Annotated in this window: 26 protein-coding genes; 11 read left to right on the top strand and 15 right to left on the bottom strand. The window is 61.2% G+C overall.

Going from position 1 to position 23,861, the window contains the following annotated elements:
- Positions 1 to 14: 14 nt before the first annotated feature.
- Positions 15 to 752: a DNA/RNA nuclease SfsA gene (gene sfsA, locus C8N43_RS12190; RefSeq protein ID WP_107845859.1), complete on the bottom strand. Its 738-nt coding sequence runs from the start codon at positions 750 to 752 to the stop codon at positions 15 to 17.
- A 46-nt stretch (positions 753 to 798) separates the two neighbouring features.
- Between sfsA and C8N43_RS12195 the strand changes: the two genes are divergently transcribed.
- The 4 genes from C8N43_RS12195 to C8N43_RS12210 are packed head-to-tail and all read left to right on the top strand — an operon-like array spanning position 799 to position 3,749.
- Positions 799 to 1,530: a competence/damage-inducible protein A gene (locus tag C8N43_RS12195; protein ID WP_107846349.1), complete on the top strand. Its 732-nt coding sequence runs from the start codon at positions 799 to 801 to the stop codon at positions 1,528 to 1,530.
- Complete coding sequence (locus tag C8N43_RS12200) at positions 1,523 to 2,221, top strand: GNAT family N-acetyltransferase (protein ID WP_107845860.1); 699 nt, start codon at positions 1,523 to 1,525, stop codon at positions 2,219 to 2,221. Before C8N43_RS12195 ends, C8N43_RS12200 begins: the two co-directional genes overlap by 8 nt.
- A gap of 11 nt (positions 2,222 to 2,232) precedes the next feature.
- On the top strand, positions 2,233 to 2,802 hold the full coding sequence (locus tag C8N43_RS12205) for a peroxidase-related enzyme (RefSeq protein ID WP_107845861.1): 570 nt from the start codon (positions 2,233 to 2,235) through the stop codon (positions 2,800 to 2,802).
- Complete coding sequence (locus tag C8N43_RS12210; RefSeq protein ID WP_107845862.1) at positions 2,799 to 3,749, top strand: OmpA family protein; 951 nt, start codon at positions 2,799 to 2,801, stop codon at positions 3,747 to 3,749. Before C8N43_RS12205 ends, C8N43_RS12210 begins: the two co-directional genes overlap by 4 nt.
- Before the next feature lie 30 nt (positions 3,750 to 3,779).
- On the opposite strand, the gene C8N43_RS12215 is transcribed toward C8N43_RS12210, so the two are convergent.
- From C8N43_RS12215 to ilvD, 7 genes are all read right to left on the bottom strand, one after another.
- Positions 3,780 to 4,685, bottom strand: a complete 906-nt coding sequence (locus C8N43_RS12215) for a LysR family transcriptional regulator (RefSeq protein WP_107845863.1) — start codon at positions 4,683 to 4,685, stop codon at positions 3,780 to 3,782.
- Between the two features lie 139 nt (positions 4,686 to 4,824).
- A complete protein-coding gene (locus tag C8N43_RS12220; RefSeq protein ID WP_107845864.1) occupies positions 4,825 to 5,709 on the bottom strand; it encodes a zinc transporter ZntB in 885 nt (294 codons plus the stop codon).
- Positions 5,709 to 7,733 (bottom strand): NADPH-dependent 2,4-dienoyl-CoA reductase, encoded by a 2,025-nt coding sequence (locus tag C8N43_RS12225; protein ID WP_107845865.1) that lies wholly within the window; start codon positions 7,731 to 7,733, stop codon positions 5,709 to 5,711. Before C8N43_RS12225 ends, C8N43_RS12220 begins: the two co-directional genes overlap by 1 nt.
- Positions 7,734 to 7,883: 150 nt before the next feature.
- Positions 7,884 to 8,264 (bottom strand): hypothetical protein, encoded by a 381-nt coding sequence (locus tag C8N43_RS12230; protein ID WP_107845866.1) that lies wholly within the window; start codon positions 8,262 to 8,264, stop codon positions 7,884 to 7,886.
- 15 nt (positions 8,265 to 8,279) lie between these two features.
- The gene (locus C8N43_RS12235; protein WP_245912985.1) at positions 8,280 to 9,053 is read right to left on the bottom strand and encodes a DUF6478 family protein; all 774 of its coding nucleotides are present in this window, start codon (positions 9,051 to 9,053) and stop codon (positions 8,280 to 8,282) included.
- Positions 9,054 to 9,123: 70 nt separating this feature from the next.
- On the bottom strand, positions 9,124 to 9,813 hold the full coding sequence (locus C8N43_RS12240; RefSeq protein ID WP_146174214.1) for a hypothetical protein: 690 nt from the start codon (positions 9,811 to 9,813) through the stop codon (positions 9,124 to 9,126).
- 4 nt (positions 9,814 to 9,817) lie between these two features.
- On the bottom strand, positions 9,818 to 11,581 hold the full coding sequence (gene ilvD / locus C8N43_RS12245) for a dihydroxy-acid dehydratase (RefSeq protein WP_107845869.1): 1,764 nt from the start codon (positions 11,579 to 11,581) through the stop codon (positions 9,818 to 9,820).
- Positions 11,582 to 11,680: 99 nt separating this feature from the next.
- Between ilvD and C8N43_RS12250 the strand changes: the two genes are divergently transcribed.
- The 3 genes from C8N43_RS12250 to C8N43_RS12260 are packed head-to-tail and all read left to right on the top strand — an operon-like array spanning position 11,681 to position 14,826.
- Positions 11,681 to 12,586, top strand: coding sequence for a CPBP family intramembrane glutamic endopeptidase (locus C8N43_RS12250; protein ID WP_107845870.1), 906 nt, complete (start codon positions 11,681 to 11,683; stop codon positions 12,584 to 12,586).
- 54 nt (positions 12,587 to 12,640) lie between these two features.
- Entirely contained in the window at positions 12,641 to 13,567 is a 927-nt protein-coding gene (accD, locus tag C8N43_RS12255; RefSeq protein ID WP_107845871.1) for an acetyl-CoA carboxylase, carboxyltransferase subunit beta, read from the top strand.
- Positions 13,564 to 14,826, top strand: a complete 1,263-nt coding sequence (locus C8N43_RS12260; RefSeq protein WP_107845872.1) for a bifunctional folylpolyglutamate synthase/dihydrofolate synthase — start codon at positions 13,564 to 13,566, stop codon at positions 14,824 to 14,826. Before accD ends, C8N43_RS12260 begins: the two co-directional genes overlap by 4 nt.
- Positions 14,827 to 14,863: 37 nt before the next feature.
- Here the strand turns inward: C8N43_RS12260 and zapE are convergent, their stop codons facing one another.
- Complete coding sequence (gene zapE, locus C8N43_RS12265; protein ID WP_107845873.1) at positions 14,864 to 15,934, bottom strand: cell division protein ZapE; 1,071 nt, start codon at positions 15,932 to 15,934, stop codon at positions 14,864 to 14,866.
- 84 nt (positions 15,935 to 16,018) lie between these two features.
- Here zapE and C8N43_RS12270 point away from each other — a divergent pair, with 84 nt between their 5' ends.
- Positions 16,019 to 17,257 carry an MFS transporter gene (locus C8N43_RS12270; RefSeq protein WP_107845874.1) on the top strand — a complete coding sequence of 413 codons (1,239 nt, stop codon included), beginning with the start codon at positions 16,019 to 16,021 and terminating at the stop codon, positions 17,255 to 17,257.
- A gap of 1 nt (position 17,258) precedes the next feature.
- On the opposite strand, the gene C8N43_RS12275 is transcribed toward C8N43_RS12270, so the two are convergent.
- The 4 genes from C8N43_RS12275 to C8N43_RS12290 are packed head-to-tail and all read right to left on the bottom strand — an operon-like array spanning position 17,259 to position 20,544.
- Positions 17,259 to 18,167: an ornithine cyclodeaminase family protein gene (locus tag C8N43_RS12275; RefSeq protein ID WP_107845875.1), complete on the bottom strand. Its 909-nt coding sequence runs from the start codon at positions 18,165 to 18,167 to the stop codon at positions 17,259 to 17,261.
- Positions 18,164 to 18,784, bottom strand: coding sequence for an HAD family hydrolase (locus C8N43_RS12280; protein WP_107845876.1), 621 nt, complete (start codon positions 18,782 to 18,784; stop codon positions 18,164 to 18,166). The genes C8N43_RS12275 and C8N43_RS12280 overlap by 4 nt, the downstream gene beginning before the upstream one ends.
- Positions 18,781 to 19,611 carry an S-formylglutathione hydrolase gene (fghA, locus tag C8N43_RS12285; protein ID WP_107845877.1) on the bottom strand — a complete coding sequence of 277 codons (831 nt, stop codon included), beginning with the start codon at positions 19,609 to 19,611 and terminating at the stop codon, positions 18,781 to 18,783. Before fghA ends, C8N43_RS12280 begins: the two co-directional genes overlap by 4 nt.
- 9 nt (positions 19,612 to 19,620) lie before the next feature.
- Positions 19,621 to 20,544: an AEC family transporter gene (locus tag C8N43_RS12290; protein WP_107845878.1), complete on the bottom strand. Its 924-nt coding sequence runs from the start codon at positions 20,542 to 20,544 to the stop codon at positions 19,621 to 19,623.
- Between the two features lie 150 nt (positions 20,545 to 20,694).
- Between C8N43_RS12290 and C8N43_RS19625 the strand changes: the two genes are divergently transcribed.
- Both C8N43_RS19625 and C8N43_RS12295 read left to right on the top strand, forming a co-directional pair.
- Positions 20,695 to 20,859 (top strand): hypothetical protein, encoded by a 165-nt coding sequence (locus C8N43_RS19625; RefSeq protein WP_158269974.1) that lies wholly within the window; start codon positions 20,695 to 20,697, stop codon positions 20,857 to 20,859.
- Positions 20,860 to 21,042: 183 nt separating this feature from the next.
- Complete coding sequence (locus C8N43_RS12295; RefSeq protein ID WP_245912986.1) at positions 21,043 to 21,660, top strand: TetR/AcrR family transcriptional regulator; 618 nt, start codon at positions 21,043 to 21,045, stop codon at positions 21,658 to 21,660.
- Here the strand turns inward: C8N43_RS12295 and C8N43_RS12300 are convergent.
- Both C8N43_RS12300 and C8N43_RS12305 read right to left on the bottom strand, forming a co-directional pair.
- On the bottom strand, positions 21,657 to 22,370 hold the full coding sequence (locus C8N43_RS12300; RefSeq protein WP_107845880.1) for an NYN domain-containing protein: 714 nt from the start codon (positions 22,368 to 22,370) through the stop codon (positions 21,657 to 21,659). The two genes, C8N43_RS12295 and C8N43_RS12300, sit on opposite strands and share 4 nt — an antisense overlap.
- The gene (locus C8N43_RS12305) at positions 22,371 to 23,483 is read right to left on the bottom strand and encodes an S-(hydroxymethyl)glutathione dehydrogenase/class III alcohol dehydrogenase (protein WP_107845881.1); all 1,113 of its coding nucleotides are present in this window, start codon (positions 23,481 to 23,483) and stop codon (positions 22,371 to 22,373) included.
- 106 nt (positions 23,484 to 23,589) lie between these two features.
- Here C8N43_RS12305 and C8N43_RS12310 point away from each other — a divergent pair, with 106 nt between their 5' ends.
- Positions 23,590 to 23,859: an I78 family peptidase inhibitor gene (locus tag C8N43_RS12310; RefSeq protein WP_107845882.1), complete on the top strand. Its 270-nt coding sequence runs from the start codon at positions 23,590 to 23,592 to the stop codon at positions 23,857 to 23,859.
- The last annotated feature ends 2 nt before the right edge of the window (positions 23,860 to 23,861 follow it).

The following is a 23,861-nucleotide window of genomic DNA, read 5'->3' on the forward strand; positions in this document are numbered from 1 at the left end:
AGGGCCCTGTCGTTTCAAGTGCTAGAGGAACCGATTGCCTGAGATTTGCTATCCACGGGCAGGGCATGCGTCACCGCAACGCCTTTGGGCGAAATATCGGTGCCGTAACACATCATTTCGATCCCGTGTGCACGTGCTAAATCGAAGGTTTCGGCATATTTAGGGTCTAAATCACCGGCCATCTTCAAGCGCCTACAATCCGTTCGGGTCACGAGATAGAGCATGACAGCCCGCGCCCCGCTTCGCTTGACCTCAATCAGTTCCTGCAAGTGCTTCGTGCCTCGGGTGGTCACGCAATCCGGGAATTCCGCCCAGTCCCCTGATCGCCTGAGATGCACGTTCTTGACCTCAACATACGCGTCCGGAAGACCGTCGCCTGTCAGCAGAAAATCGACCCTGCTTCCGGTGCCATAGGCGACTTCCGGGCGCACGCTCGAATAGGCCGCAAGCTCTGCGATCCGCCCACCGTGCAGGGCCTCTTTCACGGCGCGGTTGGGCATCGCGGTATCGATGCTTGCGAAATGGCCGCTTTCCAGCTCGGCGAGCCGCCAGCCATATTTCAGCTTCTTCTTCGGATCCTCATTCGGTTCAAGCCAGATGCGCATCCCCTCGTCCTTCAGCCCCAGCATCGCGCCGGGATTGGGGCAATGCGCGGTGACCTCTCGACCGCCCTCTTCCAGCACGACATCGGCCAGAAAGCGTTTGTAGCGGCGGATCAGCCGCGCGGGGACAAGTGGGGTTTGAAAGCGCATGGGCGGGGCCTATACCACAAAGAGGACCGCCATCAAGGAGCGCCACATGCCGAACCCCACCGCCGCCATGCTTGTCATCGGGGACGAAATCCTGTCCGGGCGCACCAAGGATAGCAACACGAACCACCTGGCCTGCAAACTGACCGAAGCGGGCATTGATTTGCGCGAAGCGCGCGTCGTCGCAGACGAGACCGATGAGATCATCGCCTCCGTGCGCGCGCTCAGCGACAAGTACGACCATGTGTTCACGTCTGGCGGCATCGGGCCGACCCATGACGACATTACCGCGGACGCCATCGGCGCGGCCTTTGGCGCCCATGTCGATGTGCGCGAAGACGCCCGGGCGCTGCTGGCCGCGCATTACGAGCGGTCCGGGCTGGAGTTCAACGCGGCGCGGATGCGCATGGCGCGCATTCCCGAGGGCGCGCGCCTGATCGACAACCCTGTTTCCACCGCGCCCGGCTTCACGATCGAAAACGTGCACGTCATGGCCGGGGTGCCCAAGGTCTTCCACGCGATGGTCGAAAGCGTACTGGCCACGCTGACCGGGGGCGACCCACTTCTGTCAGAGACCCTGCGCGTCAACATGGGCGAAGGTGATATCGCGGGCCCTTTGGGTGCGTTGGCAGAGGCCCATCCGGAGCTGTCTTTCGGCTCCTACCCGTTTATGCGCGACGGCGTGCACGGCTCCAACGTGGTGATGCGCGGCACGGATGCTGCGCAACTAGTGGCCGTGAAAACAGAATTGGCCAGCACATTGGGCGTGCCCGTTGAGTGATATCTTCGAGACCCTAGAGGCCACGTGGCCCGCGGCGCGCAAGTCGCGTGTCGGTCCGTGGGAGATCAAGGAAGGCAAGGGCGGCGGCAAACGCGTCATGGCGGCGAAGGCCATCGATCCGGTGGGTGCCGCCGATGTCGCGCTGGCAGAAAATGCCATGAAAGCGTTAGAGCAACCAAAGCTCTTTGTCCTCCGCGATCAGGACGAAAAATTGGACTCTATTCTTGCTGAACGTGGCTATGAAATCGTCGATCCGACGCTTTTGTTCGAGAGCGACATCGTCGTGGCTGACGTCCCCCCGGTCACAGCCTTCGAGATTTGGCCCCCGCTTCAGATCATGCTGGATCTGTGGGTTGAAGATGGTGTCGGTCCGGACCGGATCGCGGTCATGGAGCGGGGTCAGGGGCCGAAAACGTCGATCCTTGGCCGGATTAAGGACCGCGCTGCGGGCGCGGCCTTTGTTGCGATCCATGGACAGGTTGCAATGGTCCACGCAGTGCTTGTCCTGCCCGAATTCCGGCGCTGCGGCCTGGGGCGTCACATGATGCAGGCCGTGTCAAACTGGGCCGCCGGGCACGGCGCGACCCGCAAGTCGCTCGCTGTCACGGACGTAAATGCGCCCGCAAAATCGCTGTACAGTTCTCTGGGCATGGTCCCCGTTGGGCGGTATCATTACCGTATCAAACCATGAAAGAGCCCGCTTTGACCGAACCCCAAGTGACCGCCCTCGACCTTCCCATGGCCGATCCGCTGCCGGAAGCGACGCAGAAATACTTCGACATCTGTGTCGAGAAGCTGGGCATGATTCCAAACGTGCTGCAGGCCTACGCGTTCGAGCCAGAGAAGCTTAACGCGTTCACCGGCATGTATAATGATCTGATGCTTGGCGATAGCAATCTCAGCAAGCTGGAGCGGGAGATGATTGCGGTCGCGGTGTCGTCGGTGAACAAGTGCTTCTACTGTCTCGTCGCGCACGGGGCGGCGGTGCGGCAGCTGTCTGGTGACCCGAAACTTGGCGAGGCGCTGGTGATGAATTACCGCGTCGCGCCCCTAGATGCACGACAGCGCGCGATGCTCGATTTCGCGGTTCTGATGACTGAAGCCAGCTACCGGATCGAAGAGTCCGACCGCACCGCGCTGCGCAATGTCGGCTTCTCCGACCGCGATATCTGGGACATCGCAGCGGTCGCGAGTTTCTTCAACATGACGAACCGCATGGCCTCGGCGATCGATATGCGCCCCAACGACGACTATCACGGCCAGCATAGATGAGCCTTGCGCGCGCTCTGGCGATGTGGGTCCTTGTGGCCCAGCCGGTATCGGCGGCGGTCGAATTGACCTTTCCGGGACCATCTGCGGAGACCGCCTCCATCGCGCGCGACTTCATGAGCTACAAACTGCCCGTCGGACCGTATGCGGACGGGATTATTCAGACCTTGGTAGCCGAGGGCAGCGGGCTGACGAAGGCCTGGCGCGTGGAGATCGCCGGGGGAACCACGCTTCTGGTGATGGACAGCCTGCGCCAACAGCTGGAGTCGGCAGGGTTCGAGTTGCTATATGAATGCACGACGGACGTGTGCGGGGGCTTCGATTTCCGCTTCGGCACCCGCGTGCTGCCGGAACCAGACATGCATGTCGATCTAGGCGATTTCCGCTATCTTGCGGCCCAGCGCCTTGGCGGGCCGGTGCCGGAATATATCAGCTTGTTCGTCAGCCGCGGCGCGGATCAAGCCTTCGTGCAAATGATCCTCGTCGGCAGCGAAACCGAGACCAAGGTAGAGGCGAAATCCGGTGGATTAGTGTCGCAAGTTGCCCCGTCCGTGCCGACGGTCGAGTTTGGCTCGGTCGTTGAAACCCTGCTGCAGACCGGCAGCGCGGTGCTTGATGATTTGCGTTTTGAGACTGGATCGTCGTCGCTTGGCGATGGCAAGTTCCTGTCGCTCATCGATCTGGCCGAGTACTTGAAGGCCAACCCCGAGATCCGCATTGCGCTTGTTGGGCACACAGATGCCGAAGGATCGCTGCAGGGCAACATCAACCTGTCGCGCAGGCGCGCGCAATCGGTGGCAGAGCGCCTTGTGTCGGAGTTCGGTATCCCCAGCGGACAGGTCGAGGCGGACGGCGTCGGCTACCTTGCTCCGCGCGCGCCCAATCTGACCGAAGATGGACGGACCTTAAACAGAAGGGTCGAGGTGATTATCACCTCGACCCAAAGTTGATGCTGCCAAGCATCGGGGGAAAGTCGTGACCTACCAAGTGTCGGGGCCTTTCTCTTTGAAGGCCTCCACCAGGAAGTCGATAAACGTGCGCACCTTCGGCTGCGTGTAACGGCCGGGCGGGTAGACGGCATAGATCCCTTGTGTCTCGCGCGGCAGGTCGGGCATGGCTTCCTCAACCAGACCCTGCTGCAGCGCTTCAGCATAAAGGAAGCTGGGCAGATACGCGATGCCAAGACCGGAGACGGCCGCATTCAGCAGGGATTGCCCGTCATTGACGGTCAGCCAGCCTTGCGTGCGCACTTGGCGCTTCTCGCCGGATGGCGCAGTCAGTTTCCAGACATTTCCGGCGGATTGGTTTGAATAATGCAGCAGCTTGTGCTCGTTCAGATCATCGATCTTCTCGGGGCGGCCAAACTGCTTGAAATATTCGGGCGACGCGATCAGGCGCTTCGAGGTCTCCGTCAATTTGCGCGCGCGCAGGCTCGAATCTTCCATCTCGCCGATGCGAATGGCCAGATCGAACCCTTCGGAGATTAGTTCCACGAAGCGATTGTTCAGCACCATGTTCACGGTGATATCTGGGTAGTCCACGAGGAAGTCGCCCAAGATCGGCGACATGTGATTGACGCCGAAATCCGTCGCGACCGAGATGCGCAGCAGCCCGGATGGCGCGCTTTGCATCGAGGAGACCAGCGCGTCGGCTTCGCCCGCATCATTTAGAACCCGGCGGGCCCGATCGTAATAGGCAAGACCAATTTCGGTCGGGCTGACGCGCCGCGTCGTGCGGTTCAGAAGCCGTGCGCCAAGACGCGACTCTAGGGAGGAGACGTGCTTCGAGACGGCGGATTTGGAAATCCCCATCTTGCGGGCCGCATCGGTAAAGCCCCCCTGGTCCACCACAGTGGCGAACGCTTCCATTTCGGTCAGTCGATCCATCCGGATACCTCAAAAACAATACAATCGCGTTTGGGAGGTTTATCCGCGCCAATTGGGGCAGCAATGCGAAGAAGGCTGGACGATAAATGGGTATCTGTAGGGATCGTTCATGTCATGGAAACGGCGAAACAGGTGTTTCCTAAAGCCAATCGCGCTGTTTGAAGACCCAGATCAGCACCAGCGCCACGACCACCATGAAGGCGCAGAGGGCCGCAAAGGCATATGGCCATTCGGTGCCGGGCAGGCCCGCGACGTTCATTCCGAACACGCCGGTCAGAAATCCAAGCGGCAGGAAGATGGCAGCCACAATGGACAGAACATAGCCATTGCGCCCCTGCCGATTTGCCTGCGAGGCGTCGAGATGATCCTGCGCCGCGATCAGCCGGTCCTGGGTAGAGGCCAAGGCCTCGACCGCCACGGTCGTCCGGTTCATCGCTTCGCGCAGGCGCAAATGGGTGGTCTTCGACAGAAACCCGACATCAATGCTCGACAGTTTTTGCAAGGCATCCCGTTGCGGGCCGACATAGCGGCGCAGCCCGATGGTCTCGCGGCGGAGCGGGCCGATCTCGACCGCAACCTCATCGTCGAAGACCTTTGCCTCGATCTCGTCGGCGGCCTCGACCCCGTGCAGCACGGTCTGCTCGATCCGGTCGGTCAGTCCGTCCACCAACCGAACAATGAACGCGCCAAGGCTCTCCGGTCCGCGCCCCTCCTCAAAGTCGACGCGGATCGCATCGACAGCGAAGATCTTGCGGAACCGCACGGTGACAATCAGGCCGTCGATCACCCAGATGCGCAGAGACACCATGTCGAAGGCAGACGCGCCCTCATTCAGGTTCACGCCGCGCAGGTTCAGGATCAGCCCGTCCTCGTAGCTGTCACAGCGCGGGCGCGTCTCGACCTGCAGAAGCGTGCGCCGGGGCAGGTCAGGCACGTTGGCCTCGAGCCACGCAGGCAAGGCAGGGTCGGTCGCATCGAAATGCACCCACCGATATGTCGCCGTCTCGAACTCGCAGATCGGCATCAGATCTGCGCGGCCAGTCGGGTGCCCTGATCAATCGCGCGTTTGGCATCAAGCTCTGCCGCGACATCCGCGCCACCGATGACATGCGGCGTGCGCCCGCGCTCAATCAACTGGTCGGCCAGCGAGCGCTCAGACACCTGACCCGCGCACAACACCACTGTATCCACCTCGATCACCCTCGGGTTCTCCCGTGCCTCGCCTTCGGAAACATGCAGGCCCTCAGCATCAATGCGCTCGTAATTGACGCCGCCCACCATCTGCACGCCCTTCATCTGAAGCGCGGCCCGGTGAATCCACCCCGTCGTCTTGCCCAGACGTTTTCCCAGCTTCTCGGACTTGCGCTGCAGCAGCGTCACGTCGCGCACCGGTGCATCGGGCTTCGGGCCTTCGGGCACCAGCCCGCCGCGCTTGGCGGCAGGATCGGTGACGCCCCACTCCTCCATCCAGGCATCAAGGTCTTCGGTCGGGCTGTCATCGGTCACCAGATACTCCGCCACATCGAATCCGATACCGCCCGCACCGATGATCGCCACTTTTTTGCCGACTTCGGCCTTGCCGCGCAGCACATCTATATAGGACAGCACGTTCGGCCCGTCCTGCCCGTCGATCTGCGGATCGCGCGGCAAGACACCGGTCGCGATGATGACCTCGTCGAATTCGCTCAGCATCTCTGCGCTTGCGTCGGTGCCCAGCTTCACCTCGACAGAGGATTTCGACAGCATCGTCTCGAACCAGTCCACAAGCCCGAAGAACTCCTCCTTGCCTGGCACCTGCTTGGCCATGTTCAGCTGCCCGCCAACGCGGTCGGCGCGGTCAAACAACGTGACCTTGTGCCCACGCTCGTCCGCCGTGAGCGCGGTCGCAAGACCGGCGGGTCCGGCCCCAACCACGGCAACCGTTTTCGCGGTTTCCGCGGGCTCCACGACCAGCTCAGTCTCGAAACACGCCTTGGGATTGACCAGGCACGAGCTGATCTTGCCGTTGAATGTGTGGTCGAGACAGGCCTGATTGCAAGCGATGCAGGGCGCGATCTCGGCCGCACGTGCGTCCATTGCCTTCTTGACGAAATGCGGATCGGCAAGGAAGGGCCGCGCCATGGACACCATGTCCGCACATCCATCGGCGAGCACGTCTTCCGCGACATCGGGCGTGTTGATCCGGTTCGAGGTGATGACAGGAATTGACACCTCGCCCATCAGCTTCTTCGTCACCCACGTAAACGCGCGACGCGGAACGGAGGTGGCAATCGTCGGAATGCGCGCCTCGTGCCAGCCGATGCCGGTGTTGATGATCGTGGCGCCCGCCTTCTCGATCTCTTTGGCGAGCATCACCACCTCATCCCAGGTCGAGCCGTTGGGGATCAGGTCAATCATGCTCAGCCGGTAAATCACGATGAAATCGTCGCCAACGGCCTTGCGCACGCGTTTGACGACCTCGATCGGCAGCCGCATCCGATTCTCGTAGCTCCCGCCCCAGCGATCCTCGCGCTTGTTGGTATGGGTTACCAAGAATTGGTTCAGAAAATAGCCCTCTGACCCCATCACCTCGACCCCGTCATAGCCCGCCTGCCGCGCGCGTTCGGCGGCGGTGGCGATATCCGCGATCTGCTTCTCGATCCCGTCCTCGTCCAACTCCGTCGGCGGGAAGGGCGAGATTGGCGATTTGATGGCCGAGGCAGAGACGCATTCCGGCCCGTAGGCATAGCGGCCCGCATGCAGGATCTGCATGGCGATCTTGCCGCCTGCGTCGTGCACCCGGTCGGTGACAATCCTGTGGTTGGCAATATCCTCGTCGGAAAAGAGGCCCGCCGCGCCCGGGAAAACGCCACCTTCGCGGTTGGGGGCCATACCGCCTGTCACCATCAGTGCGACGCCCCCGCGCGCCCGTTCTGCGTAGAACTCTGCCACGCGGTTCCAGTCCTTGGTCTCTTCCAGCCCCGTATGCATCGAGCCCATCAGGACACGGTTTTTCAGGGTCGTGAAGCCAAGGTCGAGCGGGGCCAGCAGGTGCGGGTATGCGGTCATGGGAAATCCTCCGAAATCGTGGCCAAGTTGACGTAAGCCCGCCGCAAGGTCACGCAAAACCCAACGTCATGACATCTTCATTGCCTTATAAATATTCCGAGGTGCGGAGCAGATCCTCGCCTGGCGGCGCGCCTCGCGCGGCGCAATCCCTCACGCGGTCTCGACGCAATGCCGCCGGAACGCCTTTTTCAGCATGTCCAGCTCCGCCCGCAGCAGGTCCATCTCGGCGCGAATATCATCGGAGAGCGGTTCGCCGGTGATGATGGTGAAACTGTCCAGCGTCTCCCCGGTGGCGTTCTCGATGATAAGGAAGCTCTGCACCCCATCGCCCAGCAGGGACGCGGGGATCGCGAAGCGGACATGCCACGTGTTCCCAAGGCTCGCATCCTCGGTGATTTCCAAGCCGTCGACCGGTTGCTCGAGATGGATGACCGACAGGTCCGGATGGTAGTTGCCTTCGGTCTGCGCGGTCAGCACCGCCTCGTAGACGCCCACCTGGATGCGGGTCTTGGTCAGGGTCACGTCGCTCATCGGTCAGTCTCCTGCTTAGAAATCGGCGCGCGGGCGGCGCGAGAACGTCACGTCGCGCAGGTTGATCTCGTTCATCTCCGGGCCCTCAAAGATCAGGTCCATCCAGATACGCTCCAGCCGCCGCTCGCTGATCTTCGTGTGCGCCAGGTCGAACTCGACCATCGCCTCTGAGCCGTCCAGCGGCAGCTCCCGCACGACCTGCTCGACATTGGGGCCATATTTGATGTTGAGCCGCGCGAAAATCTCCAGCGGCTTCTCCGTCTCCACCTCGGTGTCCATGCGCAGGATGTGGTTCTTGCGCAGCCCGTCGGTCGCGCTTTCTGGCAGGTCCAGAACAAGGCTCAAAAAGCTGCCGTCGAACTTGAACACGTCCATGCGCAGCCCGAAGGGTGCCAGATCGCCCTCCCGCGTGTTGCGCACCTGGCGCAGGGTCAGCTCGGAGATCTGGCAGTCATGGTAGAGCGTCGCCGCGTTGCCGATGCGCGTGCGGCTTTCCACCGCCGCCATCCCGATGGGATCAACCGGCCCGCGCCACAGTTCGGGACGATGCGCCCAGTCCGATTGCGCGGGCTTGCGGATGGCGTTGGAGCCGATGCGCGGCAGCGTCAGACGCGCGTCGGCCACATGGGTGACCTGATCCACCCGGCGGCGCATCTGCCGTGCCTGGGTCCGCAGGTGACGCAGCACCGACAGGTCAAGCGTTTCCGCGTCGCGTATCGCCGCCTCCCAACGGCGCAGGCTCCGGCGGTGCAACCGCCGCCTGACGAACTCTCGCATACGGTCCTTCATATCGAGTGGTACTGCCCCAAATACTGCGCCCTAAAGCGCTATCATTGTTTCTATATTGCAAACAATGGTTTCAACCAAATAAACGGCGCAGCAATCCTGTGTTCTGCACATCGTCCGGGTTGGAACTGGCGGGGGCGGTCTGATTGGGCCTTTGGTCTTCAAGGATTGAGTTCGCAAAATCGTAAAGCGTGGCCAACCCATCGCTGCTGGACAGCGGCGCGCTTTCCAATCCCATCACCGACACGGCGACCAAAGAGGACTTCACGTCAAAATACCCGCGCCAATAGGTGTTGTCCGCCCCGGGGATGCTCCCGCCGGAGCGGTCGCGCGCGTGCACGAAAAACGCACCGTTGCGCAGGAAGCTGTCCAGGACCTCTACGGTGTCGGGATCGCCATTGCCGCTCAGCGCCGCTTTGCCCGCGGTCGAAGAGAAGAACTGCTCCAACGCAACGCCCGAATCGCCCAGCGCCGTGGACCCCGCCTGAGAGGGCAGGACCGTCACGGTCGCAAACGCGCGCACAAACGGCTGTGGCAGCTCGTCATTGCCGGCAATCGCCGCGCAATTCCCGAACACGATGAATGCCTCGGATGGGCGGTGACGGCTGCTGTCGGGATCGACGCAAAACCCCGTTGGCCCGCGCAGGGTCACCCGGTCCGCCGTTACGATAATCTCGGATTGCGGAACCGACCCGCCCGGCAGCGCGATGTCACAGCCCGACAGGGCCAGCACCGCGACTGCCGCTCCTCCCCAAAAGCGCATGTGGTCAGATGTCCATATAGATGTGTTTTTCTGCCTTGGCGCCCGGATGGGTCACTGCGCCTAGGCGGCTCGACCCCACCAGCTGCGCGTATTTCCAAAGCGCGCCGGAGGCGTAGATCGTCTTGCGTGGGCCTTTCCAGTCGGCCTTGCGTGCGGCAAGCTCATCATCGGTCAAATCGACACTAATCTCGCCCGTGATGGCGTTCAGCGTGATGACATCGCCGTTCTTCAGCAGGCCAATCGGGCCGCCATGGGCCGCCTCGGGTCCAACATGGCCAACACAGAAGCCCCGGGTCGCGCCAGAGAAGCGCCCATCGGTGATCAGCGCCACCTTCTTACCCATGCCTTGACCCGACAGGGCAGCAGTGGTGGCCAGCATCTCGCGCATGCCCGGCCCGCCTGCGGGGCCTTCGTTGCGGATGACGATCACTTCGCCTTCCTCGTATTCGCGCTTCTGCACGGCCTCGAACGCATCTTCTTCGCATTCGAAGACGCGGGCGGGACCGGTAAACATCTGGTGCTGCTGCTCCATGCCCGCGACCTTCACGATGGCACCCTCGGGCGCGAGGTTGCCCATCAGCCCCACGACGCCACCGGTTTTCGAGATCGGCTCGGCGATGGAGTAGATCACCTTGCCATCCGCTTCGAGCGAGACCTTGTCGATCTCTTCGCCGATGGAATAGCCGGTCGCGGTCATGCAGTCTTCGTGGATCAGGCCCGCCTTGCGCAGCTCTTTCATCACGACCGGCACACCACCCGCCTCATACAAGTCCTTCGCCACATATTGCCCGCCGGGCTTCAAATCCACGAAGTAGGGCGTGTCGCGGAAGATCTCGCACACGTCCTGCAGCGTGAAGTCGATGCCAGCCTCATGGGCCATCGCGGGCAGGTGCAGACCCGCATTGGTCGAGCCGCCGGTGCAGGCGACGACGCGGGCGGCGTTCTCGAACGCCTCTCGGGTGCAGATGTCGCGCGCGCGGATGTTCTTCTCGATCAGGGTCATCACCGCCTGGCCCGAAGCCACGGAGTACTGATCGCGGCTCTCATAGGGCGCAGGCGCGCCGGCGGAGTTGGGCAGCGCGAGGCCAATCGCCTCGGACACGCAGGCCATGGTGTTCGCGGTAAACTGACCGCCGCACGCCCCGGCGGACGGGCATGCCACGCGCTCCAGCACTTCCAATGCCGCGTCGCTCAGGTTGCCCGCTTGGTGGTTGCCGACGGCCTCGAACATGTCCTGCACGGTCAGGTCACGGTTCTTGTACTCATCCGGCACATCGGCGCCCGCAGGCGCCTTTCCCGGCAGGATCGAGCCGCCATAGATGAAGACCGACGGCGTGTTCAGGCGGATCATCGCCATCATCATGCCCGGCAGCGACTTGTCGCAGCCCGCAAGGCCCACCAATGCGTCGTAGCAATGCCCGCGCATGGTCAGCTCCACCGTGTCGGCAATCGCTTCGCGCGACGCGAGCGAGGACCGCATGCCCTCGTGGCCCATCGCGATGCCGTCGGTTACAGTGATCGTGGTGAACTCGCGCGGGGTGCCGCCGCCTTCCTTGACGCCCAGCTTCACGGCCTGGGCCTGACGGTTGAGCGCAATGTTGCACGGCGCGGCCTCGTTCCAGCAGGTCGCCACACCGACAAAGGGCTGGTGAATCTCGTCGTCGCCCAGACCCATCGCGTAGAAGTAGGAGCGATGCGGCGCGCGCGCCGGGCCCTCGGTCACGTAGCGACTGGGCAGGTTGGTTTTGTCGGTGGGTTTCTTCAGCATGGATGCCTCCCTGAAAAGCGTTGGAGACGGGAATAAAGACCCAGCCCCAGTGGCACAAGCGCGATTGCGCCTTCCGGACGCGCGTCCTACCTATGGCGCATGTTCGACCGTACCCCCGCCTTCGAGGCCTATATCGCCCCCGCCCGCCGCTACCCCGCCATCTGGCGGCTCGTCCTAGGATTGCTCACTGGTCTGGCGGTCTATATGGGCCTCGCCTTCGCGATCATCGCCTTCGGCATCGTGCCCGCCTCCTACATCTTTCCGGAACTCGAAGGCGTGGACGGCGCAGCGCTGATGTTCAGCGAGGACAGCACGCCGGGGCAGATGTTCATCGTGCTTGCGACATTCATCGGCATGGCGGTGGCGGCATTGGCGATGTGCCTGTGGCATTGGCGCGGCTTGCGCTCGCTCTTGGGCCCCAGAACAGATTTCGGCCGATATTTCCTGATCGCGATCGGGGTGCTTCTGGGCATCCAGGTGATCAATTCGATCCTGAGCCTGTTCCTGTCTCCGCACGAGGTGATCCCGCATCTCGACCTCGCTACCTGGGCCACCTACCTGCCCTGGGCGATCCCGCTTCTTTTCATCCAGACCACCGCCGAAGAGCTGGTCTTTCGCGGCTATATCCAGCAGCAGGTGGCCGCACGGTTTCAGCATTGGTTCTGGTGGATGGTGCTGCCGTCGCTGCTGTTCGGATTGGGGCATTTCGACAACACAATAGACCCTGTTCTTGCCTATATGATCGTTTTCGCGACCACGCTCTTCGGGGTCGTGGCCGCTGATCTGACGCGCATTACCGGCAACCTCGCCGCTGCGATGGGCCTGCATTTCGCCAACAACTTCCTGGCCCTTCTTATCGTCGGGGTGCCCGGGGAGCTGTCGGGCCTCGCGCTGTTCCACACCCCCTTCACGATGGACGACGTGGAGATCGTGCGCACCTACCTGCTCATCGATATCACCGTGTTGACCGTCATCTGGATCACCCTGCGCCGTGTCCTGCGCTGATTGCATTTCGCCCCGGTCGGGATTAACTGAAAACGAACACGGGAGCAGAGCCTTATGAACTGGATTTCCAACTACGTCCGCCCGACGATCAACTCGTTGTTCTCGCGCCGCGAGGTGCCGGAGAACTTGTGGACCAAGTGCGACGAGTGCGGAACGATGCTGTTTCACCGGGAGCTGTCCGAGAACCTCAACGTCTGCTCCAACTGCGACCACCACATGCCGATCACCGCCCGGGCGCGCTTCGGCACACTGTTCGACGGCGGGATCTTCACCGAGGTCGAGGTCCCCGCGCCGCTGTCCGACCCGCTGCATTTCAAGGATCAGAAGAAATACCCCGACCGCATGAAGGCGGCCATAAAGCAAACCGGCGAGAAGGAAGCGATGCTGGTCGCCGAGGGTGAAATCATGCGCACGCCCGTCGTCGCCGCCTGTCAGGATTTCAGCTTCATGGCGGGCTCGATGGGCATGTATGTCGGCAACGCGATCATCGCCGCCGCCGAGCGCGCTGTCGCCACGAAGCGCCCCCTGATCCTGTTTTCAGCCGCGGGCGGCGCTCGCATGCAGGAAGGCATCCTGTCCCTGATGCAAATGCCCCGCACCACGGTTGCGGTCGAGATGCTCAAGGAAGCGGGCCTGCCCTATATCGTAGTGCTGACCCATCCGACCACCGGCGGCGTGACCGCGTCCTACGCGATGCTGGGTGACGTGCATATCGCCGAGCCGAACGCCCTGATCTGTTTCGCGGGCCCGCGCGTGATCGAACAAACCATCCGCGAGAAACTGCCCGAGGGCTTTCAGCGCGCCGAATATTTGCTCGATCATGGCATGCTGGATCGAGTGACCCACCGCAAGCAGATGAAGGAAGAATTGGTCACGATCATCCGGATGATGATGAAGCAGCCGCCTGCGGTCATGGCCGACCTTCCCGCCCCGGTGGAAAAGGCGGAAACAGACTCTAAACCTGCGGAAAACGCGGAGTGAGCAGCGGGAGCGACGCCATCCTTGAACGGATGATGGCGCTACATCCAAAAGTCATTGACCTGACCCTCGATCGCGTCTGGCGCCTGCTCGACGCGGTCGGAAACCCTCAAGACAACCTTCCGCCGGTGATCCATATCGCGGGCACCAACGGCAAGGGCTCGACCCAGGCCATGATCCGCGCCGGGCTGGAAGGCGCGGGGCACAGCGTTCACGCCTACACCTCGCCCCATCTTGCGCGCTTTCACGAACGCATCCGGCTCGCAGGCGAGTTGATCTCAGAGGATCATCTGACCGAGGTGCTCGATGAATGTTATGTCGCCAATGGCCCCGATCCGATCACTTATTTCGAAATCACGACTGTCGCCGCGCTACTGGCTTTCAGCCGGATTAGAGCCGATTTCACTCTACTCGAGGTCGGTTTGGGCGGTCGTCTTGACGCCACCAATGTCATTGAGCCCCAGATGACTGTGATCACTCCGGTCTCCATCGATCACGAAGCCTTCCTCGGCAATACGCTCGCAAAAATCGCGGGCGAGAAGGCAGGCATCATCAAACGCGGCGTGCCATGTGTGGTAGGCCCGCAGCACGAAGAGGCGCTCGACGTGATCGAAGAGCGCGTGGCGAAACTGGGCGCTCCGCTATTGGCCCACGGGCAACATTGGCATGCGTTCGAGGAACGCGGGCGACTGATCTTCCAGGACGACCACGGTTTGCTGGACCTGCCGCTGCCCGCATTACCGGGCGCACATCAAATCCAGAATGCAGGGGCCGCGCTTGCGGTTTTGCGCCATCTTGACCTCGGGCCGGCGGCGTATGAGGCCGCGATGAAAAACGTCGTATGGCCCGCCCGGATGCAACGTCTGAAATCCGGACCGCTGGCCGACGCCGCATCGGGTCCGCTTTGGCTGGATGGTGGGCACAACCCGGCTGCCGGGCAGGCCATCGCCGATGTCCTGCGCCCCCAAGCCGGGCGTGTCCATCTTATTTGCGGGATGCTCAATACCAAAGATGTGCGCGGCTACATGGTCCCCTTGGCTGAGGTCGCCGCCTCGCTTCACGCGGTTTCGATCCCGGGCGAGACCGCGACGCTCTCTGCCGCCGACACAGCCACCGCTGCGCGCGACGTCGGGATGGAGGCCTTTGAAGCCGAAAGCGTTGAAGATGCGTTAAAAAAGCTTGCGACAGACCATCCTGAGGCACCTGTCTTGATTTGCGGGTCTCTCTATCTGGCCGGGGAAGTGCTCCGTCAGAACGGCTGACCTTTTGCCCGACAAAAGTCCGACGCAAAGCCGACAGCTATCCGACACCCCATTCCGCCCCCATCATCTCGCGTAGGCGCGACGCGGTGCGCTCGAATTCGAACGCGCCTTCTCCCTCAAGATATAGCCGTTCCGGCCGGTCCGCGGCGGAGCAGATCAGCCGGGTCCTGGCCTCGTACAAGGCGTCGATCAGGGTCACGAACCGCTTGGCTTCATTGAAGTTATCGCGCGACAGGCAGGGGATGTTTTCGAGGATCAGAACCCGCGCGGCCTCTGCCAGCGCGAGGTAGTCCGCAGCCCCCAAGGGCAAACCGCACAGATCGTAAAAACTCGCCCGCGCAACACCGTTATGGAACGCCGGGATCCGCACATCACGACCCTTGACGCGCAGGGTCAACGGCTCGCTCTGACCATTCGTAAACCCTTGCCATATCTTAGAAATCTTGTCTTGCGCCTCGGCATTTGCCGGGTGGAAATAGACCTGCTCGCCCTCAAGCCGGTCCTGTCGGTAATCCGTCTCTGACGCCAATTCATGCACGATCAGCCGATCCTTGATCAGCTCGATAAAGGGCAGGAACAGATTGCGGTTCAGGCCATCCTTATAGAGATCATCGGGCACGCGATTAGAGGTCGTCACGACCACGACACCTGCGGCAAACAGGCTTTGAAACAGCCGCCCGACGATCATGGCATCGGTGATATCGGTGATCTGCATCTCGTCGAAACACAGCAGACGCACGTCGCGAATGATGTCCTCGGCAACAGGTTTGATCGCATCATCAACCCCGGTCTTGCGCACTTCGTGCATCGCCCCATGCACCTCCTGCATGAAGGCATGAAAATGCACCCGCCGCTTTCGCTCGACCGGCACGGTCTCGAAGAACAGGTCCATCAACATGGACTTGCCACGCCCCACTCCGCCCCACAGATAAAGGCCCTTCACGGGCACCTCATCAGCGCCGAAGAACCCGAAAAGCTTCTTCTTTGACTTCGCCTGAGCCAAGCCCTCGGCCACGCTGTCAAAGTAAGGCAGCGCCTCTTTCTGAGTAGGATCAGGCTCTAATTCACCCGACTTCACTTTGGTCTCATAGGCGTCTGTCAGCAGCATGCGTCGGGTCTCATAAAAAATACTGTTCTGATGTCGCAATAATCCTGAATTGACGCAAACTGGAAATTCAATCAGCGTCGCCCAATGGTCGATACACGCACGCCTTTATTCACCCCGGTTCTGATCGTCGGATGCATCATCATGATGCTGGGCTTCGCCATTCGCGCGAGTTTCGGGGTGTTTCAGATTCCCATTGGCGAGGAATTTGGCTGGCCACGGTCCGAGTTCAGCCTCGCCATCGCGATCCAGAACCTCGCATGGGGTATTGGGCAGCCGATCTTTGGCGCAATCGCCGAGAAGGTCGGAGACCGCAAGGCGATCATTCTCGGCGCCCTGTTCTACGCAGCGGGCTTGGTGCTGAGCTCCTTCGCGATCACGCCGGGCGCGCATCAATTCTATGAAATACTGGTGGGATTCGGCATTGCGGGCACTGGCTTCGGCGTCATCCTTGCCATGGTCGGGCGTGCCAGCTCGGACGAGAACCGCTCGATGGCCCTTGGCATCGCGACCGCTGCGGGGTCCGCCGGGCAAGTCTTCGGCGCGCCGGTCGCGGAATATCTGCTTGGCTTTTATTCGTGGCAGATGGTCTTCATCATTTTCGCCGTGGTGATGCTGCTGTCGCTTTTCGCGCTGCCTTTCATGCGCGCGCCCACTGCGTCGAAGCAAGAGTTGGAAGAGAGCCTGAGCACGGTGCTGAAGCGCGCCTTCAAGGATCCGTCCTACACGATGATCTTCCTGGGGTTCTTTTCCTGCGGCTACCAGTTGTCTTTCGTTACCGCGCACTTCCCCGCGTTCGTGACCGAGGTGTGCGGACCAATTGATCCCGGCGGCATGCTCGCGGGTATGGGTGTGACGACCACCTCCGCCTTGGGCGCCTTGTCGATTGCGTTGATTGGTGCGGCCAATATCGGCGGTACGATCTTCGCGGGATATCTTGGTAAGCGGTACTCGAAAAAGTACCTGCTTGCGGCGATCTACACTGGAAGGACGATCATTGCGGCCTGGTTTATCCTTGTTCCGATGACACCGACCACGGTGATCTTGTTCAGTCTTGGCATGGGAAGCCTGTGGCTGGCGACCGTCCCGCTCACATCCGGGCTTGTGGCGCATATATATGGGCTCCGCTACATGGGAACGCTCTACGGGATCGTGTTCTTTTCCCACCAGTTAGGGTCTTTTCTGGGCGTCTGGCTTGGCGGTCAGATGTACGACATCACGGGTGACTACACGGCCGTGTGGTGGGTAGGTGTCGGGGTCGGGGCGTTTAGCGCGATCGTGCATCTTCCCGTGCGCGAGAAGCCTTGGTCCGCGCAACCCGCTTAGCTCAGCGTGCGTTCCACAGGTCAAGCAGATGGCGGCAGGTCATCAGATCAAGATGCGCGCCACCGCCATTCTTGCAGATCGTGATATCGTCTGCATCCCTCTGAAACGCGTCGGGGGTATAAAAATCGGCGATCACACTTTCGCGGCCAATCGCGCCAGAGGAGAGCGGGATTTTCAGCTCCCCGATATGGTCGAGGGTTGTTGCGAAACTGTCGACGAATATCTTGGCGCGTTGCAGGGCCGTATCGTCAACCTCGCGCATATCAGGGCGGTAAGCGCCGATCAGATCGAGGTGCTGCCCGGGCTGCAGCCAATCTCCCTTAATTACGGGCTCAGTGCTCATGGTCGCGGTGCAGATGATATGGGCCTCGCCGACGCTCGCTTCTAGGTCCTGAACCGCCTGCACCCCATGCGCCTCGGCGAACCGGTCGCAATTGACTCTGTTTCTGCCCCAGACGCTTATCTGCGCGGCTGGGAACACGCTGCGGTAGGCGCCGACCATGTTTCCGGCAACGGCCCCTGTTCCGACAATCAGGATGCGCTCGGCATCAGGATTTGCGAGCAAGCTTGCCGCATAAAGACTGTCGCCCGCGGTCTTCCACTTGGTGATCAAATGGAAATCGAGCATCGCTTCGAGGCTTCCATCATCGTCCGAGAACAGTGACACAGACCCGTTGATCGCTGGCGCGCCGGATTGCACGTTGCCGGGGAAGATCGTTGCGGTCTTCACAGCCACGCCCAGACCATCGATCCAGGCCGAGCGGGACAACATCGTGTCGGGGTCGCGATAGAGGAACGTATCGCCAATCTCGGCTTTTGGCAGCTGATGGCCCTTGGCGAATGCGTCCAAAAGACCGCTCCAGGACAGGATCTCGTTCCCCGCGTCGAAATCTATGATTTGCACCGTCACGGGCGCGCCTCATCTTCCGTCAGCAACTTGTGACTTACGAGGCATTGCGCCCAACCGGCGGGCGAGGTGAACAAATGTGCGTTCCACCCCCGCGCCTCTGCCGCTTCGATATTGGCGGGGCGGTCATCCGCGAAAAGCAGGCTGTCCGGGGCCAATCCGCAGTCCTGCTCGACCATCTCGTAGATGCGCGGATCGGGTTTGATCACGCCCATATGGCCGGACACATAGCGCCGATCGAATTCGCCTAAGAAACGATAGATGGACTCCGCATAATCAAAGCTGCCGATCCCGAAGTTGGTTAATGCGAACACGGGCACGTCCTTTGCCCGCAGCGCACGGAGCAGTTTGACCGAGTGGCCGTAGACCGGCGCCGCAAGCTCGATCCAGTGGTCATGCCACATCTGGATTTCGCGGCGCCACTCCGGATAATCCTCGGCGGTCTGATAGATCGTTTCCTTGAAGGGTGCGCCCGTGTCGACCTTGTCGTTCATCCCGTGCAGGTCGACGGTCTCGAACATCGCGCGACGGCGATCTTCGCCAATGGCGCGGTCATAGAACCGCTCCGGCTGCCATTCGATCAGCACGTTGCCGATGTCAAAGATGACCGCCCTAATCATGCGTAAAGCGCCTCTGCGTGGAAGGTGATGTGCTCTTCCATGAAGGTGGAAACGAAGAAGTAGGAGTGATCATAGCCCGGTTGCATCCGGAAATTGATCTGTTGGCGGCGCTTGGCGGCAGCCTCTGCCAAGGTCTCTGGGCGCAATAAGTCGAGGAACTGGTCCTGCGTGCCGGTGTCGATCAGCATGGGGCCATCGAAGCCTTTTTCCGCCATCAAGGCGCTGGCGTCATGCGCGGACCAACTGGCTTCATTCGAGCCTAAATAGGCCGAAAACTGTTTCTTGCCCCAGTCGGAACCCGTTGGATTACAGATCGGCGAGAACGCCGAGACGCTGGCAAAGCGGCCCGGTTCGCGCATAGCGAGGGTCAAAGCGCCGTGCCCGCCCATCGAATGCCCCGTGATGCTCTGCCGGGTCTCGTCAAGCGCGAAGGCGTTGAACAGGACCGAGGTCAGATCCTTCGTGATGTAGTCATACATCTGGAAATGCTTGGACCACGGCGCCTCGGTCGCGTTGACGTAGAAGCCCGCACCTTGGCCCAGATCGTAGGCCTCGTCATCGGCTACGCCCTCGCCACGCGGCGACGTGTCAGGGAAAACCACCGCTATTCCGTGATCGGCTGCCCACCCTTGCGCACCCGCCTTTGTCATGGCGTTCTCATGGGTGCAGGTCAGGCCCGACAAATACCAAAGCAGCGGCACCGGGCCGTGTTGCGCTTCTTCGGGCATGAACAGACCGAACGTCATGTCGCAATCGCAACTCTCGGAGCGGTGCGTGTAGACCCCTTGGGTCCCGCCGAAACAGGCGTTCTCGGAGATGGTTTCCATGGTTGTTCCTTAACTGACCCAGCCGATGACGAGCGACACCGACACGATGGAGATGGCGGTTGAAATGAGGATACTCGCGGACACCCGGGTCGGCGCAACCCCGTAATGCTGCGCGATCATGTAGACGTTGCCCGCGACCGGCAGCGCTGCGGCGGCGATCATCACAGAGGCGGCGTAAGGCTCGACAGGGAAGATCAGGAGCGCCGCGATCGCGACCATCGCCGGATGCAGCACCAGTTTTGAGAAGGACAGCCAGCTTGCGACGACCATCCGCTCCGCCGCCTTGGAGGCCAGTGAGGCGCCAATGGCAAAAAGCGCACCGGGCGTGGCCGCGCCGCCGAGGATCGACAGAAACTCGTTGAACGGTCCCGGGATCGGCCATTCCATCGCGGACCATGTGAAGCCCAGCACGATGGACACGATCATCGGGTTCTTCAAAAGGCCGGTGCCCACCGTTTTCAAGATGCCAAGCGACATGCGCCCATCCCGCGAGCCGGTGATCAGGATCACCACGAGGCTTCCGAAGAAGATCAGATCGACAGCAAGCACCAGCATCACCGGCCCAATGGCGGCCTCGCCCATCAAAAGCACCAGCATCGGTACGCCCAGGAATCCGACGTTGCCGATGACGCCGCATTGCGCTTCGATGGCGGCTTCCTCGATCGAGCGCCAGCGTAACAAAGCGACGGCAGTGACGATGAGGTAGACAAAGAGGGTCGCCCAGAAATAGGCGATTACGAAGGTCCAATCGAGGATTTCACTCATCGACAGATTCGCCGAGAAGCGGAACAGCATGGCAGAGAGCGCGAAATAAAAGACGAATTTCGTCAGATAGGCGGTTGCTTCAGCCGTGAAGAACCGGCTGCGCCCCGCCCAGTACCCGACCGCGATAATCGCGAAAAAGGGCAGTGTTTTCAGAAATATCTCCAGCATCCCTGCTGCGATATCATGCCCATGCGGGAGGAAACAGAGGAAGTCAGTGACGCAAAGTGAACTGATCTGTTCATTTACCTCTTGAAAAGGTGAACCGTACGGTTTAGTTGACTTCTAAACCAATCAGTTCACTTCACAAGGAGTTAGCACATGATCGCCCTCAAATCCGCGCTCGTCGCCCTGTCAATCATCGCCGCCGCTCCCGCATTCGCGGCTAACATCGTCTTCCCACCGGACTTTGATTTCCCCACGGATGTGAAGACGGACACTGTGACGAAAAACGCGGGACTCGGCTCGATCACGAAGAACCAGTGATTTTCGGTATACCGCAAAGCTTTCCGTCCCTCCCGCGGGATTGCGCGAGGCGCGACACGCTCTCCCCGGCAACGTCGCGCACAATGGGGTGGGTCACAGGCCCACCCCATAATTATTTGGACATATTGCTGATTCTGAACTGAATGGTCTAAGATGCACCCTAGGGGATCAGGAGACACTTCATTGGACGGGAACACGCCAGAGATCAAACGTGGCCGCAAGTACGACCAAGTACTGGCCGGCGCGCGTGACGTATTCCTCGCCCAAGGCTTCGAGGGCGCAAGCGTCGATCTGATCGCGAAAGAGGCCGGAGTATCGAAGGCCACGCTCTACAGCTACTTCCCCGATAAACGCGTTCTCTTCTTCGAGGTCGCGAAGAACGAATGCGCCGCGCAGGCCGATCGCGCCCTGCAGGTGGATGCCACCGATGTGCCTGTGCGCGAGATGCTGACCGGCATGTCCTACAAGATGATGGAATTCCTGACGTCGGATTTCGCACAGCGGATTTTCCGCATTTGCGTGGCGGAGTCGGATCGGTTTCCCGAACTTGGCCGCGAGTTCTACATGTCCGGCCCGAAACTGCTTGAAGACCGCCTGACAGAGTACTTCGAGCACGCCTGCGCAAGGGGTGAGTTGAAGATCGAGGATGTCAGCCTGGCCGCGATGCAGTTCCAGGAATTGATGAAGTCCGAGATCTTCGTGCAGATGATTTTCAACATCATCGAAAAGCCGACCCAAGAACAGATCGACCGCGTGATTGAAGGTGCGGTCGACATGTTCTTGGCGCGCTACGGGGTCTAGTCGACCCGGCGCAGCATCAGCTGGTTTCCTTCTTTGCGGGTCTCGAACCGGCGCAGCTTCTTCACCAGATCACTCAGCTTTGCCTCGCCGTAGGTACGCGTATCGAAATCGGGATTGTCGGCCATGATGTACTGGCCAACTGGTCCCATCGGACACCATTCGTCGTCGGTATTCACTTTCTCCATAGCCCGCAGGATCAGCGGAATCGCGTGTTTCGGATCCTGCTTGCCAGCGGGCCGCGACGCGCCTTTTGCGGCCTCCGGCGGCGTTTCCACCAGGTTTTCGATCAACACGAAGCGATTGCACACATTGCGCAGCGCCTCGGGGGCCTTGCCCTCGCCAATCCCGATAACGTCGAGCCCTTCCTCGCGGATGCGCGACGCAAGGCGAGTGAAATCACTGTCGGAGGACACTAGCACGAACCCATCGAAGCGACCCGTGTGGAGGATATCCATCGCGTCGATCACCAACCCGATGTCGGAGGCGTTCTTGCCCTTGGTATTGGCCGTCTCCTGATGGGCCACGAGGCCAAGCCCGCGGATTTTTTCCGACCAACGCTTCAGCTGGCCCGACGACCAGTCGCCGTAAACGCGGCGCAAGGCAGGCTCGCCGAAGGTGGTGACCTCCTTCAGGATCGCCTCGGCGTGGTCTGCGGGAATGTTGTCGGCGTCGATCAGGACGGCATAAAGCGGCCGATCACGATCCGCCATCTAGTAGACCACGACGGAGCGGATCGATTTGCCCTCGTGCATCAAATCGAAGCCCTTATTGATGTCGTCCAGCCCCATCGTGTGGGTGATCATCGGGTCGATCTCGATCTTTCCATCCATGTACCAGTCCACGATCTTGGGCACATCGGTGCGCCCGCGCGCCCCGCCAAAGGCCGTCCCGCGCCAGCTGCGGCCAGTGACCAGTTGGAAAGGCCGGGTGCTGATCTCGGCGCCCGCCGGAGCGACCCCGATGATGATGCTTTCGCCCCAGCCTTTATGCGCGGATTCGAGCGCTGTGCGCATCACACCGACATTGCCAGTCGCGTCGAACGTGTAGTCCGCACCACCTTTGGTCAGCTCGACAAGATGGGCGACCATGTCGCCGTCGACCTCGTTCGGGTTGACGAAATCGGTCATGCCGAAGCGGGTGGCCATTTCCACCTTGGACGGGTTCAGGTCCACGCCCACGATCTGATCCGCGCCCGCCAGTCGCAGGCCTTGGATCACGTTCAGACCGATGCCACCAAGCCCGAAGACAATAGCGCGCGAGCCGATCTCGACCTTGGCGGTGTTGATCACTGCGCCGATGCCGGTGGTCACGCCGCAGCCGATATAGCAGATCTTGTCAAACGGTGCGTCCTCGCGGACCTTCGCCAGCGCAATCTCTGGCACCACGGAGTGGTTCGCGAAAGTCGAGCAGCCCATGTAGTGCAGGATCGGGTCACCATCGAGTGTCGAGAAACGCGATGTGCCATCCGGCATCAGGCCTTGGCCTTGGGTCGAGCGGATCGATTGGCACAGGTTCGTCTTGGGGTTCAGGCAATATTCGCACTCGCGGCACTCGGGCGTGTAGAGCGGGATCACGTGGTCACCCTTCTTCAGCGTCGTCACGCCGGGGCCCACGTCGACCACGACGCCCGCGCCTTCGTGGCCCAGGATCGCCGGGAACAGACCTTCGGGGTCAGCACCGGACAGGGTGAACTCGTCCGTGTGGCAAATCCCGGTGGCTTTCATCTCGACCAGAACCTCGCCGTGCTTGGGCCCTTCAAGGTTAACCTCCATCACCTCGAGCGGCTTTCCGGCTTCTATCGCGACGGCTGCTTTGGTGCGCATAATGAGATCTCCCCTAAATTTGATCGCGTTCAACTATGCGCAACCACCCGCCAAAGGCAACGCCCCTTGGATTGCGCCGGGACGCCGGAGACCTTAAATCCGTGCAATGCGATTCCTTGTTCCCCTATGCCTTTTGCTGGCGGCATGTGGCCCGCGCCCGTCGGACCCCGCAGATTTCGATGGCGTGCCACGGTGCGGAGCAGAGGATTTCTACTACCTGCTGGGCCGCAATGCCTCGATCCTGGACGGGATCGTTCTGCCGCAACCCTCGCGTGTGCTGCGGCCTGAGGATGTGATCACCATGGATTTCAGTCCCGACCGGCTGACGATCGACATCGATACGAACAATCTGATTTCTAGTGTGACCTGCCGCTAGGG

It is taken from the genome of Litoreibacter ponti (assembly GCF_003054285.1).
GTDB lineage: Bacteria > Pseudomonadota > Alphaproteobacteria > Rhodobacterales > Rhodobacteraceae > Litoreibacter > Litoreibacter ponti.

Coding starts and splice junctions, on each gene's coding strand:
- sfsA (WP_107845859.1), bottom strand. CDS start 752: ATGCGCTTTCAAACCCCACTTGTCCCCGCGCGGCTGATCCGCCGCTAC.
- C8N43_RS12195 (WP_107846349.1), top strand. CDS start 799: ATGCCGAACCCCACCGCCGCCATGCTTGTCATCGGGGACGAAATCCTG.
- C8N43_RS12210 (WP_107845862.1), top strand. CDS start 2,799: ATGAGCCTTGCGCGCGCTCTGGCGATGTGGGTCCTTGTGGCCCAGCCG.
- C8N43_RS12215 (WP_107845863.1), bottom strand. CDS start 4,685: ATGGATCGACTGACCGAAATGGAAGCGTTCGCCACTGTGGTGGACCAG.
- C8N43_RS12220 (WP_107845864.1), bottom strand. CDS start 5,709: ATGCCGATCTGCGAGTTCGAGACGGCGACATATCGGTGGGTGCATTTC.
- C8N43_RS12225 (WP_107845865.1), bottom strand. CDS start 7,733: ATGACCGCATACCCGCACCTGCTGGCCCCGCTCGACCTTGGCTTCACG.
- C8N43_RS12230 (WP_107845866.1), bottom strand. CDS start 8,264: ATGAGCGACGTGACCCTGACCAAGACCCGCATCCAGGTGGGCGTCTAC.
- C8N43_RS12235 (WP_245912985.1), bottom strand. CDS start 9,053: ATGAAGGACCGTATGCGAGAGTTCGTCAGGCGGCGGTTGCACCGCCGG.
- C8N43_RS12240 (WP_146174214.1), bottom strand. CDS start 9,813: ATGCGCTTTTGGGGAGGAGCGGCAGTCGCGGTGCTGGCCCTGTCGGGC.
- ilvD (WP_107845869.1), bottom strand. CDS start 11,581: ATGCTGAAGAAACCCACCGACAAAACCAACCTGCCCAGTCGCTACGTG.
- C8N43_RS12250 (WP_107845870.1), top strand. CDS start 11,681: ATGTTCGACCGTACCCCCGCCTTCGAGGCCTATATCGCCCCCGCCCGC.
- accD (WP_107845871.1), top strand. CDS start 12,641: ATGAACTGGATTTCCAACTACGTCCGCCCGACGATCAACTCGTTGTTC.
- zapE (WP_107845873.1), bottom strand. CDS start 15,934: ATGCTGCTGACAGACGCCTATGAGACCAAAGTGAAGTCGGGTGAATTA.
- C8N43_RS12270 (WP_107845874.1), top strand. CDS start 16,019: ATGGTCGATACACGCACGCCTTTATTCACCCCGGTTCTGATCGTCGGA.
- C8N43_RS12280 (WP_107845876.1), bottom strand. CDS start 18,784: ATGATTAGGGCGGTCATCTTTGACATCGGCAACGTGCTGATCGAATGG.
- fghA (WP_107845877.1), bottom strand. CDS start 19,611: ATGGAAACCATCTCCGAGAACGCCTGTTTCGGCGGGACCCAAGGGGTC.
- C8N43_RS12290 (WP_107845878.1), bottom strand. CDS start 20,544: ATGCTGGAGATATTTCTGAAAACACTGCCCTTTTTCGCGATTATCGCG.
- C8N43_RS19625 (WP_158269974.1), top strand. CDS start 20,695: ATGATCGCCCTCAAATCCGCGCTCGTCGCCCTGTCAATCATCGCCGCC.
- C8N43_RS12300 (WP_107845880.1), bottom strand. CDS start 22,370: ATGGCGGATCGTGATCGGCCGCTTTATGCCGTCCTGATCGACGCCGAC.
- C8N43_RS12305 (WP_107845881.1), bottom strand. CDS start 23,483: ATGCGCACCAAAGCAGCCGTCGCGATAGAAGCCGGAAAGCCGCTCGAG.
- C8N43_RS12310 (WP_107845882.1), top strand. CDS start 23,590: ATGCGATTCCTTGTTCCCCTATGCCTTTTGCTGGCGGCATGTGGCCCG.